The 18,913-nt window shown below is 67.1% G+C and carries 11 protein-coding genes and 3 rRNA genes; 8 read left to right on the top strand and 6 right to left on the bottom strand.

The features are described 5' to 3' along the window. Nucleotides 1-20: 20 nt before the first annotated feature. Nucleotides 21-827 carry a TetR/AcrR family transcriptional regulator gene (locus F9278_RS22300; protein WP_152169925.1) on the bottom strand — a complete coding sequence of 269 codons (807 nt, stop codon included), beginning with the start codon at nt 825-827 and terminating at the stop codon, nt 21-23. A 486-nt stretch (nt 828-1,313) separates the two neighbouring features. On the opposite strand from F9278_RS22300, the gene F9278_RS22295 reads away from it, so the two are divergent. Beyond that, nucleotides 1,314-2,678 carry an NAD(P)/FAD-dependent oxidoreductase gene (locus F9278_RS22295; protein WP_152169924.1) on the top strand — a complete coding sequence of 455 codons (1,365 nt, stop codon included), beginning with the start codon at nt 1,314-1,316 and terminating at the stop codon, nt 2,676-2,678. A gap of 233 nt (nt 2,679-2,911) precedes the next feature. After that, nucleotides 2,912-4,597: an ATP-binding SpoIIE family protein phosphatase gene (locus F9278_RS22290; RefSeq protein ID WP_152169923.1), complete on the top strand. Its 1,686-nt coding sequence runs from the start codon at nt 2,912-2,914 to the stop codon at nt 4,595-4,597. 133 nt (nt 4,598-4,730) lie between these two features. Here the strand turns inward: F9278_RS22290 and F9278_RS22285 are convergent, their stop codons facing one another. Further along, nucleotides 4,731-5,996: an MFS transporter gene (locus F9278_RS22285; protein ID WP_226966858.1), complete on the bottom strand. Its 1,266-nt coding sequence runs from the start codon at nt 5,994-5,996 to the stop codon at nt 4,731-4,733. 182 nt (nt 5,997-6,178) lie between these two features. On the opposite strand from F9278_RS22285, the gene F9278_RS22280 reads away from it, so the two are divergent. From F9278_RS22280 to rrf, 4 genes are all read left to right on the top strand, one after another. Further along, nucleotides 6,179-6,736, top strand: coding sequence for a MarR family winged helix-turn-helix transcriptional regulator (locus tag F9278_RS22280; RefSeq protein WP_152169922.1), 558 nt, complete (start codon nt 6,179-6,181; stop codon nt 6,734-6,736). Between the two features lie 690 nt (nt 6,737-7,426). Next, nucleotides 7,427-8,952: ribosomal RNA gene (locus F9278_RS22270) — 16S ribosomal RNA — on the top strand. Nucleotides 8,953-9,256: 304 nt separating this feature from the next. Beyond that, nucleotides 9,257-12,378 (top strand): 23S ribosomal RNA (locus F9278_RS22265). An 88-nt stretch (nt 12,379-12,466) separates the two neighbouring features. Continuing rightward, nucleotides 12,467-12,583, top strand: a 5S ribosomal RNA gene (gene rrf, locus F9278_RS22260). Together the 16S, 23S and 5S rRNA genes form the textbook arrangement of a ribosomal RNA operon. 62 nt (nt 12,584-12,645) lie before the next feature. On the opposite strand, the gene F9278_RS22255 is transcribed toward rrf, so the two are convergent. Together F9278_RS22255 and F9278_RS22250 are read right to left on the bottom strand one after the other, a co-directional pair. Continuing rightward, nucleotides 12,646-13,317, bottom strand: a complete 672-nt coding sequence (locus F9278_RS22255) for a response regulator (protein ID WP_152169921.1) — start codon at nt 13,315-13,317, stop codon at nt 12,646-12,648. After that, a complete protein-coding gene (locus F9278_RS22250; RefSeq protein ID WP_152169920.1) occupies nt 13,314-14,597 on the bottom strand; it encodes a sensor histidine kinase in 1,284 nt (427 codons plus the stop codon). The genes F9278_RS22255 and F9278_RS22250 overlap by 4 nt, the downstream gene beginning before the upstream one ends. Before the next feature lie 92 nt (nt 14,598-14,689). On the opposite strand from F9278_RS22250, the gene F9278_RS22245 reads away from it, so the two are divergent. Together F9278_RS22245 and F9278_RS22240 are read left to right on the top strand one after the other, a co-directional pair. Then, nucleotides 14,690-15,268: a GNAT family N-acetyltransferase gene (locus tag F9278_RS22245; RefSeq protein WP_152169919.1), complete on the top strand. Its 579-nt coding sequence runs from the start codon at nt 14,690-14,692 to the stop codon at nt 15,266-15,268. 30 nt (nt 15,269-15,298) lie between these two features. Further along, on the top strand, nt 15,299-15,679 hold the full coding sequence (locus F9278_RS22240; protein WP_152169918.1) for a cupin domain-containing protein: 381 nt from the start codon (nt 15,299-15,301) through the stop codon (nt 15,677-15,679). Nucleotides 15,680-15,699: 20 nt separating this feature from the next. Here F9278_RS22240 and F9278_RS22235 read toward each other — a convergent pair whose 3' ends face one another. Together F9278_RS22235 and F9278_RS22230 are read right to left on the bottom strand one after the other, a co-directional pair. After that, on the bottom strand, nt 15,700-17,328 hold the full coding sequence (locus F9278_RS22235) for a type IV secretory system conjugative DNA transfer family protein (protein WP_152169917.1): 1,629 nt from the start codon (nt 17,326-17,328) through the stop codon (nt 15,700-15,702). Nucleotides 17,329-17,437: 109 nt separating this feature from the next. Next, on the bottom strand, nt 17,438-18,874 hold the full coding sequence (locus F9278_RS22230; protein ID WP_152169916.1) for an ATP-binding protein: 1,437 nt from the start codon (nt 18,872-18,874) through the stop codon (nt 17,438-17,440). Between the last annotated feature and the right edge of the window lie 39 nt (nt 18,875-18,913).

Here is an 18,913-nt window from a genome sequence, read left to right as displayed (position 1 = left end):
GAACCCTCACCCACCCACCATCAGGCAGGCCGAGACCGCAGCCCCTCCAACAGAATGTCCAGCAGCCGAGCCGACGCGGCAGCCTGCTGCGCCGCGTCCGGCAACGCCGGCGCCCCCGTGGCGATCACGAGCAACACATCCGCCACGGTCACGTCCTGCCGCAGCTCACCCGCGGCTCGGGCCCGCTCCACCAACTGCCCCACGACCTCGAGCAGCGCCGAAGCCCCGGCGTCGTCCACCGGCCCACCGAGACCACCGGCACCGGAGACGACACCCGCACCCGAATCCGCCGACACCAGCCGAAGCTCGGCAGTCGGCTGCACCCGCTGCTGCGGCACCCGCGCCTCGTCCACGACGATCGCGCCGATCCCGTCGGCACCGGCCGCGTCGTCCGCGACCCCGACCCGCAGCACCTGCGGCGGCAGCAGCCGCCCGGCACCCGAGGCCACCGACGTGCGAAGGAACCGCGACAGCGCCTGCCACGGGTCCTCCTCCTGCCCGAGCGCCACCCTGGCCTGTTCGGTGAGCCGGGACGTCTCCTCCTCGGCTATCCGGCGGACCAGGACGTCCTTGCTCGGGAAGCGCCGGTACACCGTGCCGACACCGACCCGCGCGCGGCGGGCCACGTCCTCCATCGGCGCGCCGTAACCCAGCTCGCCGAAGACCTCGCGTGCCGCGCGCAGCACGTGTTCGAGGTTGCGCTGTGCGTCCACGCGGAGCGGAGTGGACCGCACTCCGTCACCGCGTCCGTTGCCGCCCGCCGAGCCGATCGCACCACCGGGTGCGATCGTGGACGCGGACGACCAATGAGACTCCTGAATATGCATACGTGTTCCCCCGGTAATGACGTCTCCCCCCGGAGACTCTCCCCGTCATCGGAAGCCGGAGCGGCGGAACGAGCGTCCAAGGTCCTCGGCGGTCACCGATCACCTTCGTCGGAGACCCGACCCGGCCCCCGGACCGATCCGCCCGTCGCGGACCACCCGGAATCCGGACCCGAACCCGGAATCCACCATCCCGATCCCGAACCCGACCGAACCTCTTGAACGCATCCCCCCTACACCCCGTCGACACACGAACATAGTTGAGAGGGAGTCAATTCAGAAGGGGCACGTTCCGCACGGAGCGACCCTCGATCGGAGTACGGGCGGTTTACGTCCGGTTTGCGCCCCCTGCTGCTACCGGTCTCACACCATCTGACCTGCGCACCTGCCGCTCACGCCGGTAAATCGGCCAACCCCGCGCCCCCACGGCGACCGGTCACACAAATTGCCGGGCCTGTGGACAAACCAACGAGCAAGGTGCGTCATGGGATGGTGAAGGAACCGATGCGCATCCTCATCGTCGGCGGCGGATACGTCGGGCTGTACACAGCGCTGCGCCTGCAACGACAGCTGAAACCGGAACTGGGACGCGGTGACGTCGAGATCGTCGTCGTGTCCCCCGACCCCTATATGACGTATCAGCCCTTCCTTCCGGAAGCGGCGGCGGGCTCCATCTCGCCCCGCCATGTCGTCGTGCCGCTGCGCCGCGTCCTCGACCGGTGCAAGGTCGTCATCGGCGAGGCCACCGCGATCAACCACGCCAAACGCATCGCGACCCTCACCACCCTCGCCAACGAGGAGGAGGGCACGGAGCCCGAGCAGCTGACGTACGACGAACTGGTGCTCGCCCCCGGCTCGGTCTCGCGGACCCTGCCCATCCCGGGCCTCGCGGAGCACGCCATCGGCTTCAAGACCGTCGAAGAGGCCATCGGCCTGCGCAACCATGTCATCGAACAGATGGACATCGCCTCCTCCACCCGCGACCCCGCGATCCGCGACGCCGCCCTGACCTTCGTCTTCGTGGGCGGCGGCTACGCAGGCGTGGAGGCGCTCGGCGAGCTGGAGGACATGGCCCGCTACACCGCGCGGTACTACCACAACGTGGAGCCCGAGGACATGAAGTGGATCCTCGTGGAGGCCTCCGACCGCATCCTCCCCGAGGTCGGCGAGGAGATGGGCCGCTACACGGTCACCCAGCTGCGCCGCCGCAACATCGACGTACGGCTGCACACCCGCCTCGAATCGTGCGCCGACCGCGTCGCCGTCCTCAGCGACGGGGCCCGCTTCCCGACCCGTACGGTCGTCTGGACGGCCGGGGTCAAACCGCACCCGGTCCTCGCCGCCACCGACCTCCCGCTGAACGAGCGCGGCCGGCTGAAGTGCACCGCCGAGCTGACCGTGGAGGGCGTCGCGCACGCCTGGGCCGCCGGTGACGCCGCCGCCGTCCCCGACGTCACCGCCGAACCCGGCAAGGAGACCGCCCCCAACGCCCAGCACGCCGTACGCCAGGCCCGCACCCTCGGCGACAACATCACCCGCTCCCTGCGCGGCGAGCCCCTGGAGACGTACTCGCACAAGTACGTCGGCTCGGTCGCCTCCCTGGGCCTGCACAAGGGCGTCGCCCATGTCTACGGGCGGAAACTGCGGGGCTACCCCGCCTGGTTCATGCACCGCGTCTACCACCTGAGCCGGGTGCCGACCTTCAACCGCAAGGCCCGCGTCCTCGCCGAATGGACGCTGTCCGGGCTCTTCAAACGGGAGATCGTCTCGCTCGGATCACTCGAACATCCCCGTGCGGAGTTCGAACTCGCGGCCGGTGGAAAGCCTCCTGAGAACCCGAAGGGGTCGTCCTGACCGGATCCAGGAACTCCACCGTTCAGGCCGACGTCTGACGGATGTCGGTCCGGTCGGCCAGACTGGTCCGCGACGTGATCCATGATCTCGGGCGGGGCCACCCCCTCGCCCACACCCACCCACGACCAGGCGTCCCCCACCGCCGTACCCGGGGCAACCCCCCGGGTCATCGGCTGGATCCGGAGCCGGCCACAGACGACCACACGAGGCACGAGGCACGAGGCAAGGATTCGGTGAACTTCACGCGCTGGAGCGCCCGGCTCCCCGGTACGCAGCGCCGCGCCGCAGCGCGGACCGAACACACGGTCACCCAGGACCGGCGGGGGGACGGCTCCGTGCCCGCGGCCCGTGCCGAGCGGCAGACCGACGACCCCCCTGACGAACCACCGACCGTGCCCGCTGTCGACGACCTCCCGACCCGCGAGATCCTCGACCGCATCCCGGCCCTCGTCGCCCTCGTCCACGGCTCCGACCACCGCACCGCCTACGTCAACGACGCCTATGTCGCGGCCTTCGGCGTCCGCCCCCTCGGCGAACCCGCCCGCGAGGCCCTGCCCGAGCTGGACGACCTCGGCCTCCTCCCGCTCCTCGACCAGGTCCTGCGCAGCTCCAGACCCCGCACGGTCAAGTCCCGCAAGGCCGCCGGCGGGCGCAGCTACACGATCACCTGCACCCCCGTCGACGTACCCGACGGACCTGACGCGGAGCAGAGCGGTGGGAGCGGCGGCGTGCTGATCTTCGCCGCCGACGTCACCGACCACGCCGAGGCCGCCGAACGCCTCCGCGCCAGCGAGCGCCGCCAGCGCGAGACCGCCGTCACCCTCCAGCGCTCCCTGCTCCCCCAGGAACTGGAACAGCCCGACGACCTGCGCATCGCCGCCGTCTACCACCCCGGCGGCACCGAGACCGCCGTCGGCGGCGACTGGTACGACGTCATCACCCTCGGCGGCGGGCGCACCGCCCTCGTCATCGGCGACGTCATGGGCCGCGGTGTCCGCGCCGCCGCCGTCATGGGCCAGCTCCGCACGGCCGTCCGTGCCTACGCCCGCCTCGACCTGCCTCCGCACGAGGTGCTCCAGCTGCTGGACGGCCTGGCGACGGAGATCGACCCCAACCAGATCGCCACCTGCGCCTACGCCGTCCACGACCCCAACGAGGGCCGCCTCGTCTACGCCTCCGCAGGCCATCTCCCCATCCTCGTCCGGGACGAGAGCGGTACGGTCCTGCGCGCCGACGAACCGACCGGCCCCCCGCTCGGCACCGGCGGCTGGACCCACGCCTCCGGCTCGATCGCCCTCGGCCCCGGCTCCACGGCCGTCTTCTACACCGACGGCCTCGTGGAGCGCCGCAACGAGGACCTGGACGAGGGCATCGCCGCGCTGGAACGCGCCCTGTCCGGCGCCACGGGCACCCCGCAGGTCGTCTGCGACCGCCTGGTCCGCTCCACGGGCGTCACCGCCGACCACGACGACGACGTGGCCGTCCTGGTCCTCCAGCACCCGGCCCGTGTCGGCCCCGACAGCGAACTGTTCCGCAACGCCGCCCTGGAACTCCTCGGCGGCGTGGAAGCGGCCCCCCGCGCCCGCGCCTTCGCCTCCGGCGTCCTGTCCAGCTGGCGCTTCTCCCCGGAACTCCACGATCTGGGCGTCCTGGCCGCCAGCGAACTCGTCGCCAACTCCCTGCAGCACGGCACCCCGCCCATGCGGCTGCGGCTGCGCCGCACCGACCGCCGTCTGATCGTCGAGGTCACCGACGGCAACGACCACCTGCCTCGCCGCCGCCGGGCCGACCCCGCCGACGAGTCCGGTCGAGGGATCGCCATCATCGCCACGATCGCCTCCAACTGGGGCAGCCGCCGGGCTCCGGGCGGGGGCAAGGCGGTCTGGTGCGAGTTCGCCCTGCCTGGCCGGACGACGTAGGGGTAGGAGGGGGTGGGTGCGTTGTCGGGTGCGGGTGCGGGTGCGGGTGCGGGTGCGTGGGGCTTCTCGCGCAGTTCCCCGCGCCCCTGAGAAGCAGGGGCTGCGCCCCATGCTTTTCAGGCCGCAGCCCGTCTCACGCCCGCACCACTCCGGGGCGAGACGCAGCCCCACCCCGAGCCACCACCCGACTCCTCACCAACGCCGGGTGATCCTGCACCTCACTGAGCCGCCGCCCGAGCCGCACCGCCAACACCACGATCCCCAGTGAGAAGAGCAGGAACGTCACGATGTACGGCGCGTGCAACGACGCCCCCATCGGCCCACCCACCGCCGGCCCGACCGCCAACGCAAGCTGCTTCACCAGGGCGAACGCGGAGTTGTACTGCCCCGCCATCCCCACCGGCGCCAGATCGGCCACCAACGGCGCGACGGTCGGCGACAGCATCGCCTCCCCGAGCCCGAACAGCGCGTACGTCGACACGAACGCCGCGGTCGCCATGGTCTCGCTCGTCTGCCCCAGCCCGGCGAACCCGGCCACGGCCCACGCCACGGCCCAGATCAGCCCCACGGCGGCGATCACCCGCGACCGCCGGCGCCGCTCCACGAACCGCAGCACCGCGAACTGCGCCACCACGATCACCGCGGTGTTCGCGGCCAGCGCCGTACCGAGCGCGGACGTCGATATGCCGGCCGCCTCGACCCCGTACGCACTGAGCCCCGACTCGAACTGCCCGTAGCAGGCGAAGAACAGCACGAACCCCAGCACACACAGCTGCACCATGGCCCGATTGCCGAGCAGCTGCTTCCAGCTCCCCTTGGCCGCCGCCGCGCTCGGCACCCCTTCGACCTTCGGCGCCCGGGGCATCCGCACGGTCGCCATCACACCCACCAGCAGCAGGAACATCGCCGCCTGTATGGAGAACAGGAGAACGAAGGAGCCCGCGCGCGAGGCGTCGACGAGATGCCCGCCTATCAGTCCGCCGATCCCGAGCCCGAGGTTCTGCAGGAAGAACTGCGTGGCGAAGGCCCGAGACCGGTTCTCTGCGGTCGAACAGTCGACGATCATCGTCGCGAGCGCCGGCTGCGTCACGGCCTGTCCCGCCCCGAGCGCCACCGCCGACAACAGCACGGTCGTCGCGGTGGAGGCCAGCCCCAGGCTCAGCGATCCGACGGCGGCGGTGGCCAGGGCGGTGAGCAGCACCGGAAGCGGTCCGCGCCGGACTATGGCCCGCCCGGCGAAGGGCAGCACCACCAGCGCGGCCACGGCGAAGACCGCCAGCACCAGCCCCGCCGTCGTCGCACCGAGATCCCGCACCTGCGCCACATAGACGTACAGATACGGGACGGTGAAGCCGAGTCCGAACGCGCCGAGCGCGTTACCCACATGAATCCGGCGCATCGCTGCGCCCAACCCCCTGGTCACGTTCACCTGCCTAGGTAAGGGAAGCCCACTGGTTCGCTCGGTGACCGACTGGAACAGTCAACCGTTAGCAGTGAAGACTTCGAAGCTAAAACTTAGAACCTAAACAGTACATGCCGAAGGACTTCGATGCCAAGCGGCGTCGTGCCATACTTCGCCCCATGGGCGACACCCCAGGCACCGCCGACAGCGCCGAGCCGACACTCGAAGAGCAGATCGCCGCCTACCAGCGCGAGTTCCAGGACCTCGACCCCCAGGTCGAGAAGATCGTCTCGGCCCTCTCCCGCCTCAACCGCCGTATGAACGTCGCCTACGGCCGCCAGACCTCGGCGCTCGGCATCAGCAATGCCGAGTGGGAGGTCCTCAAGGCCCTCGTCCTCTCCGGCGCCCCGTACCGCATGGGCCCGAGCGAACTCGCGAAGCGGCTCGGCCTCACGCCGGCCGCCATGACCCACCGCATCGACCGCATGGTCGCCGAGGGCCTGGTGACGAGGGAGCGCGACGAGACCAACCGCGTACGCGTCATCGTCGAGCTGAACCCGGAGGGCCGCGAGAAGTGGCTGGAGGCCATGCGCCTCGCCTCGGTCTTCGAGGAGGACCTCCTCCAGGACCTCTCCCCGCTGGAACGCACGGTCCTGGGCGAGGTCTTGACGCGCCTCCTCCGCCGCGTCGAGCACGCCCAGCCGGACGCCGGCGGCCGTCTCACCGACCTCGACTGAGGCCGTACGGTTGAGGGGCGCCCGAGGTTTGACCGTGGGCCGCCATGGGGACGCTTGACAGTCCACCCCGCGATCCGTAAAGTTCTCCGGGTTGCCACGGAGCCTTAACGGTTCTGCGACAGCACCTCCGCCGCTTCGAGCGGCAACCAAACCAACCAGCACGATCTCCCACTCGGGATGAATTCGGTGTGCCCGTATTCAATTCGATTTGGGTTCGACAGCCCGATTGGGAACTGCCGAGTGGATCCGCTAAGGTTTGGGACGTCGGAACGGCCCAACAGCCGCGAAGGCAACTCCCGCTGACTGGGAATCAGGCCCGAAAGGATCTGATAGAGTCGGAACCGCCGGAAAGGGAAACGCGGAAGCGGAAACCTGGAAAGCACCGAGGAAATCGGACCGGAAAACGATCTGATAGAGTCGGAAACGCAAGACAGCAACACAGCAGGACCGAAGGGAAACTGCCCGGAGGAAAGCCTGAGTAACAACTTGGGTGAGTACGAAGGAAGCGTCCGTTCCTTGAGAACTCAACAGCGTGCCAAAAATCAACGCCAGATATGTTGATACCCCGTCTCCAGCTTCTGCTGGGACGAGGTTCCTTTGAAGAAAACACAGCGAGGACGCTGTGAACCATCGGATCATTCCTCCGGTGGTTCCGCTCTCGTGATGTGTGCACCCGATTACGGGTAAACATTCACGGAGAGTTTGATCCTGGCTCAGGACGAACGCTGGCGGCGTGCTTAACACATGCAAGTCGAACGATGAACCACTTCGGTGGGGATTAGTGGCGAACGGGTGAGTAACACGTGGGCAATCTGCCCTTCACTCTGGGACAAGCCCTGGAAACGGGGTCTAATACCGGATAATACTTTCTGCCTCCTGGCAGGGAGTTGAAAGCTCCGGCGGTGAAGGATGAGCCCGCGGCCTATCAGCTTGTTGGTGAGGTAACGGCTCACCAAGGCGACGACGGGTAGCCGGCCTGAGAGGGCGACCGGCCACACTGGGACTGAGACACGGCCCAGACTCCTACGGGAGGCAGCAGTGGGGAATATTGCACAATGGGCGAAAGCCTGATGCAGCGACGCCGCGTGAGGGATGACGGCCTTCGGGTTGTAAACCTCTTTCAGCAGGGAAGAAGCGAAAGTGACGGTACCTGCAGAAGAAGCGCCGGCTAACTACGTGCCAGCAGCCGCGGTAATACGTAGGGCGCGAGCGTTGTCCGGAATTATTGGGCGTAAAGAGCTCGTAGGCGGTCTGTCGCGTCGGATGTGAAAGCCCGGGGCTTAACCCCGGGTCTGCATTCGATACGGGCAGACTAGAGTGTGGTAGGGGAGATCGGAATTCCTGGTGTAGCGGTGAAATGCGCAGATATCAGGAGGAACACCGGTGGCGAAGGCGGATCTCTGGGCCATTACTGACGCTGAGGAGCGAAAGCGTGGGGAGCGAACAGGATTAGATACCCTGGTAGTCCACGCCGTAAACGGTGGGAACTAGGTGTTGGCGACATTCCACGTCGTCGGTGCCGCAGCTAACGCATTAAGTTCCCCGCCTGGGGAGTACGGCCGCAAGGCTAAAACTCAAAGGAATTGACGGGGGCCCGCACAAGCAGCGGAGCATGTGGCTTAATTCGACGCAACGCGAAGAACCTTACCAAGGCTTGACATACACCGGAAACGGCCAGAGATGGTCGCCCCCTTGTGGTCGGTGTACAGGTGGTGCATGGCTGTCGTCAGCTCGTGTCGTGAGATGTTGGGTTAAGTCCCGCAACGAGCGCAACCCTTGTTCTGTGTTGCCAGCATGCCCTTCGGGGTGATGGGGACTCACAGGAGACTGCCGGGGTCAACTCGGAGGAAGGTGGGGACGACGTCAAGTCATCATGCCCCTTATGTCTTGGGCTGCACACGTGCTACAATGGCAGGTACAATGAGCTGCGAAGCCGTGAGGCGGAGCGAATCTCAAAAAGCCTGTCTCAGTTCGGATTGGGGTCTGCAACTCGACCCCATGAAGTCGGAGTTGCTAGTAATCGCAGATCAGCATTGCTGCGGTGAATACGTTCCCGGGCCTTGTACACACCGCCCGTCACGTCACGAAAGTCGGTAACACCCGAAGCCGGTGGCCCAACCCCTTGTGGGAGGGAGCTGTCGAAGGTGGGACTGGCGATTGGGACGAAGTCGTAACAAGGTAGCCGTACCGGAAGGTGCGGCTGGATCACCTCCTTTCTAAGGAGCACTTCTCACTGATCCCTCCGGGGTGAGGTCAGAGGCCAGTTCATCAGCGAACGTCTGATGCTGGTTGCTCATGGGTGGAACGTTGATTATTCGGCATCGTCAGTCATCTCAGGCTGTGAGTACTGTCCTTCGGGGCGTGGAAAGCTGACCGGAGTGGCGAAGATGCCGGGCACGCTGTTGGGTGTCTGAGGGAATGAATCCCCTCGACGCCGACCCCAGTGAACTCGTCTGTGAAGGCGGGGTGGTGGGTGGTTGGTCGTTGTTTGAGAACTGCACAGTGGACGCGAGCATCTGTGGCCAAGTTTTTAAGGGCGCACGGTGGATGCCTTGGCACCAGGAACCGATGAAGGACGTGGGAGGCCACGATAGGCCCCGGGGAGTCGTCAACCAGGCTTTGATCCGGGGGTGTCCGAATGGGGAAACCCGGCAGTCGTCATGGGCTGTCACCCTTGCCTGAACACATAGGGCAAGTGGAGGGAACGCGGGGAAGTGAAACATCTCAGTACCCGCAGGAAGAGAAAACAACCGTGATTCCGGGAGTAGTGGCGAGCGAAACCGGATGAGGCCAAACCGTATGCGTGTGAGACCCGGCAGGGGTTGCGTATACGGGGTTGTGGGATCTCTCTTTCACAGTCTGCCGGCTGTGAGGCGAGTCAGAAACCGTTGATGTAGGCGAAGGACATGCGGAAGGTCCGGCGTAGAGGGTAAGACCCCCGTAGCTGAAACATCAGCGGCTCGTTTGAGAGACACCCAAGTAGCACGGGGCCCGAGAAATCCCGTGTGAATCTGGCGGGACCACCCGCTAAGCCTAAATATTCCCTGGTGACCGATAGCGGATAGTACCGTGAGGGAATGGTGAAAAGTACCGCGGGAGCGGAGTGAAATAGTACCTGAAACCGTGTGCCTACAAGCCGTGGGAGCGTCGCACAAGGACTTGTCCTTGTGTCGTGACTGCGTGCCTTTTGAAGAATGAGCCTGCGAGTTTGCGGTGTGTTGCGAGGTTAACCCGGGTGGGGTAGCCGTAGCGAAAGCGAGTCCTAACAGGGCGTTTGAGTAGCACGCTCAAGACCCGAAGCGGAGTGATCTAGCCATGGGCAGGTTGAAGCGGAGGTAAGACTTCGTGGAGGACCGAACCCACCAGGGTTGAAAACCTGGGGGATGACCTGTGGTTAGGGGTGAAAGGCCAATCAAACTCCGTGATAGCTGGTTCTCCCCGAAATGCATTTAGGTGCAGCGTCGTGTGTTTCTTGCCGGAGGTAGAGCACTGGATAGGCGATGGGCCCTACCGGGTTACTGACCTTAGCCAAACTCCGAATGCCGGTAAGTGAGAGCGCGGCAGTGAGACTGTGGGGGATAAGCTCCATGGTCGAGAGGGAAACAGCCCAGAGCATCGACTAAGGCCCCTAAGCGTACGCTAAGTGGGAAAGGATGTGGAGTCGCAGAGACAACCAGGAGGTTGGCTTAGAAGCAGCCACCCTTGAAAGAGTGCGTAATAGCTCACTGGTCTAGTGATTCCGCGCCGACAATGTAGCGGGGCTCAAGCGTACCGCCGAAGTCGTGTCATTCCAGCAGATACCCCCAACGGGGGCTGGGATGGGTAGGGGAGCGTCGTGTGCCGGGTGAAGCAGCCGCGGAAGCGAGTTGTGGACGGTTCACGAGTGAGAATGCAGGCATGAGTAGCGATACAAACGTGAGAAACGTTTGCGCCGATTGACCAAGGGTTCCTGGGTCAAGCTGATCTGCCCAGGGTAAGTCGGGACCTAAGGCGAGGCCGACAGGCGTAGTCGATGGATAACCGGTTGATATTCCGGTACCCGCTGTGAAGCGTCAAACACTGAACCAGGCGATGCTAAGTCCGTGAAGCCGCCCCGGAGCCTTCGGGCAAAGGGGAGTGGTGGAGCCGACGGACCAGACTTGCAGTAGGTGAGTGATGGGGTGACGCAGGAAGGTAGTCCATCCCGGGCGGTGGTTGTCCCGGGGTAAGGGTGTAGGCCGTGCGACAGGTAAATCCGTCGTACATCAAGGCTGAGACCTGATGCCGAGCCGATTGTGGTGAAGTGGATGATCCTATGCTGTCGAGAAAAGCCTCTAGCGAGTTTTATGGCGGCCCGTACCCTAAACCGACTCAGGTGGTCTGGTAGAGAATACCGAGGCGTTCGGGTGAACTATGGTTAAGGAACTCGGCAAAATGCCCCCGTAACTTCGGGAGAAGGGGGGCCATCACCGGTGATAGCACTTGCTGCTTGAGCTGGGGGTGGCCGCAGAGACCAGCGAGAAGCGACTGTTTACTAAAAACACAGGTCCGTGCGAAGCCGTAAGGCGATGTATACGGACTGACGCCTGCCCGGTGCTGGAACGTTAAGGGGACCGGTTAGTCAGGATTCGTCTTGGCGAAGCTGAGAACTTAAGCGCCAGTAAACGGCGGTGGTAACTATAACCATCCTAAGGTAGCGAAATTCCTTGTCGGGTAAGTTCCGACCTGCACGAATGGCGTAACGACTTCTCGACTGTCTCAACCATAGGCCCGGTGAAATTGCACTACGAGTAAAGATGCTCGTTTCGCGCAGCAGGACGGAAAGACCCCGGGACCTTTACTACAGTTTGATATTGGTGTTCGGTTCGGCTTGTGTAGGATAGCTGGGAGACTGTGAAGCTCGGACGCCAGTTCGGGTGGAGTCGTCGTTGAAATACCAGTCTGGTCGTGCTGGATGTCTAACCCGGGTCCGTGATCCGGATCGGGGACAGTGTCTGATGGGTAGTTTAACTGGGGCGGTTGCCTCCCAAAGGGTAACGGAGGCGCCCAAAGGTTCCCTCAGCCTGGTTGGCAATCAGGTGGTGAGTGTAAGTGCACAAGGGAGCTTGACTGTGAGACCGACGGGTCGAGCAGGGACGAAAGTCGGGACTAGTGATCCGGCGGTGGCTTGTGGAAGCGCCGTCGCTCAACGGATAAAAGGTACCCCGGGGATAACAGGCTGATCTTCCCCAAGAGTCCATATCGACGGGATGGTTTGGCACCTCGATGTCGGCTCGTCGCATCCTGGGGCTGGAGTCGGTCCCAAGGGTTGGGCTGTTCGCCCATTAAAGCGGTACGCGAGCTGGGTTTAGAACGTCGTGAGACAGTTCGGTCCCTATCCGCTGCGCGCGCAGGAATATTGAGAAGGGCTGTCCCTAGTACGAGAGGACCGGGACGGACGAACCTCTGGTGTGCCAGTTGTTCTGCCAAGGGCATGGCTGGTTGGCTACGTTCGGGAGGGATAACCGCTGAAAGCATCTAAGCGGGAAGCCTGCTTCGAGATGAGTATTCCCACCCACTTGATGGGGTAAGGCTCCCAGTAGACGACTGGGTTGATAGGCCAGATATGGAAGCCTGGTAACGGGTGGAGTTGACTGGTACTAATAGGCCGAGGGCTTGTCCTCAGTTGCTCGCGTCCACTGTGTTGGTTCTGAAACCACGAACAACCCCGCCCAGGGCCACTGGGTGGTGCGGTTGAGTGTTTCATAGTGTTTCGGTGGTCATAGCGTGAGGGAAACGCCCGGTTACATTCCGAACCCGGAAGCTAAGCCTTACAGCGCCGATGGTACTGCAGGGGGGACCCTGTGGGAGAGTAGGACGCCGCCGAACAAATATTGCGAAAACCCCCGCCGGGAATCCGGCGGGGGTTTTCTGCGTTCCGGGCACTTTGTTCAGGACGGCTCCACCAGTTTGGTGTCGTACGCCAGGATCACCGCCTGGATACGGTCCCGAGAGCCGGTCTTCGCCAGGATGCGGCCCACATGGGTTTTGACCGTGGATTCCGCGAGGTGGAGGCGGGCGGCTATCTCGGTGTTCGTCCAGCCCTTTCCGACGACGGTGAGGATTTCCCGTTCGCGGTCGGTGAGGGGTGCGAGGCGTGGGTCCGGGAGTTCGGGGTCGGTGGATTCCACGGACTTCGGCAGGTGATGGACGTAGGTGTCGAGGAGGCGGCGGGTCAGGCTGGGGGCGACCACCGCGTCTCCGGAGGCGACCGCCCGTATGCCGGAGAGAAGTTCCTCGGGGAGGGCGTCCTTGACCAGGAATCCGGAGGCGCCGGCGCGGAGGCCCGCGTAGGCGTACTCGTCGAGGTCGAACGTGGTGAGGATGAGGACGCGGGTGCGGTCGCCCGCGGAGACGATGCGGCGGGTGGCCTCGATGCCGTCCAGGCCGGGCATGCGGACGTCCATCAGGACCACGTCGGGGTGCAGCTCGGCCGTCATACGGACCGCCTCGCTGCCGCCCGGGGCCTCGCCGACGAGGGTCATGTCGTCCTGGCTCTCCAGAAGCATGCGGAAGCCGAGGCGCTGGAGGGGCTGGTCGTCGGCGACGAGGACGGTGGTCACTGCGGGGTTTCCTCCGGGAGGTGAAGGTGGACTCGCCAGCCGCGCTGCGGGTGGGGGAGTGGGCCGGCCTCAAGTGTGCCGCCGTACAGGGCTGTTCGTTCGCGCATGCCGGGGAGGCCGCGACCGCTGTGCGTGGGCGAGGGCGGGGTGGGGGGTGTGCGGGCGGTGTCGGTGAGGGTGAGGGCGACGGCGCCGGACTCCTCGTAGGAGATGTGGAGTTGGGAGGTGGCGCCCGGTCCCGCGTGTTTGAGGGTGTTGGTGAGGGCCTCCTGGATGACGCGGTAGACGGTGAGCTGGCGGCCGGGGGCGAGGGTCGGGGTGCCGCGGACGGTGGTGTGGACGGCGAGGCCCGCGGAACGTAGGCCGGTGAGGAGGCGGTCCAGGTCGGTCAGGGTGGGCTGGGGGGCGAGATCGGCCGGTGGGGTGGGGTGTGCGGGGTCCTCGGGGTCGTCGCGCAGGACGTCCAGGAGACGGCGTAGTTCGGCGAGGGCCTGGCGGCTGGTGGTGGAGATGGCGGTGAGGGCCTCGGTGGCGCGGGCGGGGTTCTTCGCCGCGGCGTAGCGACCGCCGTCGGCGAGGCCGGTGATGACCGAGAGGTTGTGTCCGATGATGTCGTGCATCTCGCGGGCTATACGGGCGCGTTCGGCGGCGGCGGCGAGGCGGAGCTGCTGGTCGCGTTCGACTTCCAGCTGGTGGGCGCGTTCGACGAGGGACGCCAGATAGTCCTTGCGGGTGCGGACGGCTATGCCGGCGACCGAGGCGAGGGCCAGGGCCGTCGCGGCCGGGACGACGTTCTGGTCGAGGCCCTGCTCGGCCGGGTAGCGGATGCCGCCGAACACATACGGCAGGACGGCCAGGGCGTACGAGCGGAGCAGGGTGCTGTGGCGGGTACGCAGCGCTATGTGGAACAGGGTGAGCAGACAGACCTCGCCGGCCTGGAGGGAGGCGCCGGTCCAGGTGTTGACGAGGGCGAACGGGAGTGTCGTCAGGAGGACCGCGAAGGGGTGTGTGCGGCGCTTGAGGAGGGGGACGGTGAGGCCCAGGGAGAGGGTGGTGATCAGCCAGCCGGGGTGCGTGGGGTTCTCGGCGACGTTCCGCCAGCCGCCGCTGGTCTGGTCGATGAGAGCGGCCGTCACGAAGAAGCCCGTGACGAGCAGGTCCCAGAGGAGGGGACGGCGGCGGTCGAGATCGCGGGCTCGTTGGGTGAGGCGCTGGAAGTGGCGGGTGAGGGGCTGGGGGCCGGTGGGGTGCCACTTGGTCTCGGTGCCGTCGGTTGTCACGGGGGCATCCTCGTACGTGGGCGGGGCCGGGGCGTCCGACCGGAGCCGGAAATCGGGTGAAGGTGTAGTACCCCGGTATTAGCGTGAGCGGGATGAGGCTGCCTGCGAGTGGTGAGAGTCCCGCCGTTCCCGAGGGGTACGGGATCCGGTCCGTCCGTGCCGACGAATGGCGCGAGGTACGGGAGTTGAGGCTGGCCGCGCTGCGGGATCCGGTGGCGCGGCTGGCGTTTCTGGAGACGTACGAGCAGGCCGTGGCGCGGCCGGACGCGTTCTGGAAGGAGCGGACGGAGGGCGCCGCGGAGGGGGTGCGGGAGCGGCGGCAGTTCGTGGTGGAGAGCGCGGGCGGTGAGTGGGTCGGGACCGTGACCGTGCTGGTGGAGGAGGCCGGGGTGCGGGACTTCTTCGGGGGGATCGTCGAGCGGCGGCAGGGGCATCTGGTGGGGGTGTTCCTGCGGGACGGGCACCGGGGGAAGGGTGTGGGCGAGGCGATGTTCGCCGTCGCGGTGGCGTGGGCGCGCGAGGTGGCCGGGGTCGAGCGGGTGCGGTTGTTCGTGAATGAGGGGAATGCGCGGGCCGTGGGCTTCTATCGGCGGGTCGGGTTCGTGGGGAGCGGGGTGATCGTGGTGGGGGACGAAGGGCGGGAGCTGGAGTGCGTGCTGCGGTCCGGGTAGGGGCGGGGGCCGGTGTTAGCGTTCGGCGGCATGGACGACAGCGTGTATGTGGGCAACGCGGGCAAGGACGCGGTGCTGGACCGGGGTTGGCTGCTCGGGCATTTCAAGGCCGAGGGGGATCCGCGCCGGAGCGAGGCGGTGGAGATCAAGTGGGGTGTGCATCCACGGGGTGACACCCGTGCGCAGTGGGTCCGGGGTGAGGAACGTACCGCCCTGCAAGTGCTGATCAGCGGTCGTTTCCGGGTCGACTTCCCCGGCCGTAGCGTCGTGTTGGAGCGCCAGGGCGACTATGTCGTCTGGGGGCGCGGGGTGGACCACTCCTGGGTCGCGGAGGAGGAGTCGGTGGTGCTGACCGTGCGGTGGCCGTCCGTCGCCGGGTATGCCGTGCCGGACGGGGACGCCTCTTCCTGACCTTGCCGTCGCGCTCGCCGTTACGGCAGCGGGAGTTCGGCGTTCGGCCAGCGGGAACGGGCCTGTTCGCGGGAGCGGAGGAGGGCCAGGGTGGGGAGGCCGTGGTCGGGGCCCGAGGTCAGGAGAGCCGGGAGCTGGGGGAGGGGGGCCACGGCCGCCACGTCGTCCAGGACCAGGGTGAGTGGTGGGTCGAGGCGGCCGGAGGATGACCGTTCGGCCATGCGCCGGCCGCGCTCGACCACGCTTGAGGCGAGGGCCGTCAACAGAGGCATGGCGGAGGGGTTCGCCTTGGGGTCCTCGATGGGGTCGCCGACCACATAGAGCGTTCCCCCCTCGTGCACGAAGGAATCCAGGGCGAGGGCGTCCGCTCGGTTCGGGGTGCAGGATTCCCGGACGTTGACCGTGGAGAGAGCGGAGAGCGCCCGTGCCGTCAACTGCTGCGCGATGTCCCGGCGTTCGGGGTGCGAGGTGAGGGCCGACTCCAGTTCGCCCGCGGCGCCGGGTGCCGCCTTCGGGTTCGTACGGAGGGTGCGTACCGCTTCCTGGACGTTGCCGCCCTGGGCCCAGCGGTGCAGATGGCGGATGGTGCGGCTGTCTATGGCGGCGGCGTGGAGGTAGCTGCGCAGAAGGGTCTCCGCGGTGTCCGCCATGGCCTGGTCGATCTTCGCCGTGGGGCGGATGGGCGCGAGGAGCGCGGTCGCCCTGGCCGCCGCCGTCGGTTTGTCCTCGCAGCCGGTGACGGGGGACCAGTGGAGGCGGGCCGGGGTGTCGCAGCGGTGCGCCGGGTCGTAGAGGAGGACCGGGCCGAGCTTCGCGCGGGCGTCCTTCGTGTCCGACCAGAGGGTGGGGTCGGAGGTGATTACCAGGGCGGGGCCCTCGGCATCCCGTACGGCCTGGGCGGCGGCGGGGCGGCGGGCCTCGGCGGGGCCCAGGACGACCGTGGGGGCCGGGTTCGCCCAGGCGGTCGGGTGAGCGGTGCCGGTGCCGGTGCCGGTGCCCGTGCCCGTGCCGGGGGCAGGGGCGGCGTGGGCTGCCGGGGGTGTCGCGGGTGCCGTGGCGACGGGGGTGGGCAGGGGGGTGTCGTGGCGGGGTTCGGGGAGGTGGGGCGTGGTGTCGTGTGTGACCGGGACCGGGACCGGGACCGGGGCCGGGGCCGGGACCGCGGCCGGGACCGCGGCCGGGGCCGGGACCGCGGCCGGGGGCGGGGGCGGGGGTGTCGCGGGGGTGGTGGCCGGGGCTCCGGGCGTTGCCGTCGGGCTCGTGCCCTGGGCCCGTGTTGCCTTCTCCCGGGCCCGTACGGCTCTCCAGCGGGCCAGGGTGCCCATGGTGAAGACGGCCAGGACGAGGAGGACCATGAGCTGGCTGATGAAGAGGCCCCAGAAGAGGCCGTAGCCGGAGAGCTGGGCGGCGGGGGTGTCCGGCCAGGCCGCGGGGAGGTCCTGGGGGGCGGAGACCAGGCTGCGTACCGCCAGGGGGGTGCGGGTGAAGGTGACGGCGTCGGGCCAGGCGCCGTGGGCGAAGAGGCCGGCCAGACCGGTGGCGGACCAGACCAGCAGGGTCAGGCACACCAGGAAGCCGAGGAGGGCGATCAGCAGCCCGTCGGGGATGCCGCCGCCGCCCTGCTCGGGGCGTCGGTCGTCCGGTCTCATCGCATGCCGCCGTTCACGCCGTTTCCTCCGCCGCCGTTCACGCCGTTCACGCCGTACATGTTCGTACCCCGCCCTGACCCTGCTCGTTCCGGCTCGTCACTGGTCCCGCTCAGGCCACCGTCGACTCGGAGGAGCCGTAGCCGTCGACCTCGCTCAGGCGGTGTTCGACGAACGCGGCTGCCCGTTCCTCGGCCTCCAGTTCGGCGGCGTGGAAGGCGTCGTCCTCGTCCAGCAGGTGGTCGACGGACGACTCGGTCATCGCGCGGTCGGTGAAGACCAGGGGGCGTTCGGTCTCGGTGATCAGGTGTTTGACCACCTGGACATTGCCGTTGACGTCCCAGACGGCGATGCCGGGGGTGAGGGTGGGGATGATCTCCACCGCCCAGCGGGGCAGGCCGAGGACGCGGCCCGTGGCGCGGGCCTCGTCCGCCTTCTGGGCGTAGATCGTCCTGGTCGAGGCCATTTTGAGGATGGCCGAGGCTTCCTTGGCCGCCGCTCCGTCGACCACGTCGGACAGGTGGTGGACGACGGCGACGAAGGACAGACCGAGCCGGCGGCCGAACTTCAGCAGGCGCTGGAACAGCTGGGCGACGAAGGGGCTGTTGATGATGTGCCAGGCCTCCTCGACCAGGAAGATGCGCTTCTTCCGGTCGGGGCGGATCCAGGTGTGCTCCAGCCAGACGCCGACGATCGCCATGAGGATGGGCATGGCGATGGAGTTGCGGTCGATGTGGGAGAGGTCGAAGACGATGAGGGGCGCGTCGAGGTCGATGCCCACGGTCGTCGGGCCGTCGAACATGCCTCGGAGGTCGCCGTCGACCAGGCGGTCCAGGACCAGCGCCACGTCCAGGCCCCAGGCCCGTACGTCGTCTATGGCGACGTTCATCGCCTCCGCGGACTCCGGTTCTGGGTGGCGGAGTTGCTCGACGATGTCGGTGAGGACCGGCTGGCGTTCGACGATCGTCTCGTTGACGTAGGCGTGGGCGACCTTGAGGGCGAAGCCGGAGCGTTCGTCCAGGCCGTGGCCCATCGCCACCTCGATGATCGTGCGGAGCAGCGCCAGCTGGCCCGTCGTGGTGATCGAGGGGTCGAGGGGGTTGAGGCGGATGCCCATGTCCAGGGCGGCCGTCGGGTCCAGGCGGATGGGAGTTATTCCCAGCTCCTGCGCGATGAGGTTCCATTCGCCGACGCCGTCCTCGCCCTGGGCGTCGAGGACGACGACCTGACGGTCGCGGAAGCGCAACTGCCGCAGGACGTACGTCTTCTCCAGGGCCGACTTGCCGTTGCCGGACTCGCCGAGGACGAGCCAGTGCGGGGCGGGGAGCTGCTGGCCGTAGAGCTGGAAGGGGTCGTAGATGTACCCCTTGCCGGAGTAGACCTCGCGGCCGATGATCACGCCGGAGTCGCCGAGGCCGGGGGCGGCGGTCGGGAGGTAGACCGCCTGGGCCTGGCCCGTGGAGGTGCGCACGGGGAGACGGGTGGTCTCGACCTTGCCGAAGAGGAAGGACGTGAAGGCGTCCGTGAGGACGGACATGGGGTCCCGCATCAGCGCCTCACCTCCAGGTGCGGTTGGGCTCCAGGGGCC

Origin of the sequence: Streptomyces phaeolivaceus (assembly GCF_009184865.1) — a bacterium.
GTDB classification, from domain to species: domain Bacteria; phylum Actinomycetota; class Actinomycetes; order Streptomycetales; family Streptomycetaceae; genus Streptomyces; species Streptomyces phaeolivaceus.
This window is presented reverse-complemented; position numbering and strand designations above follow the sequence as displayed.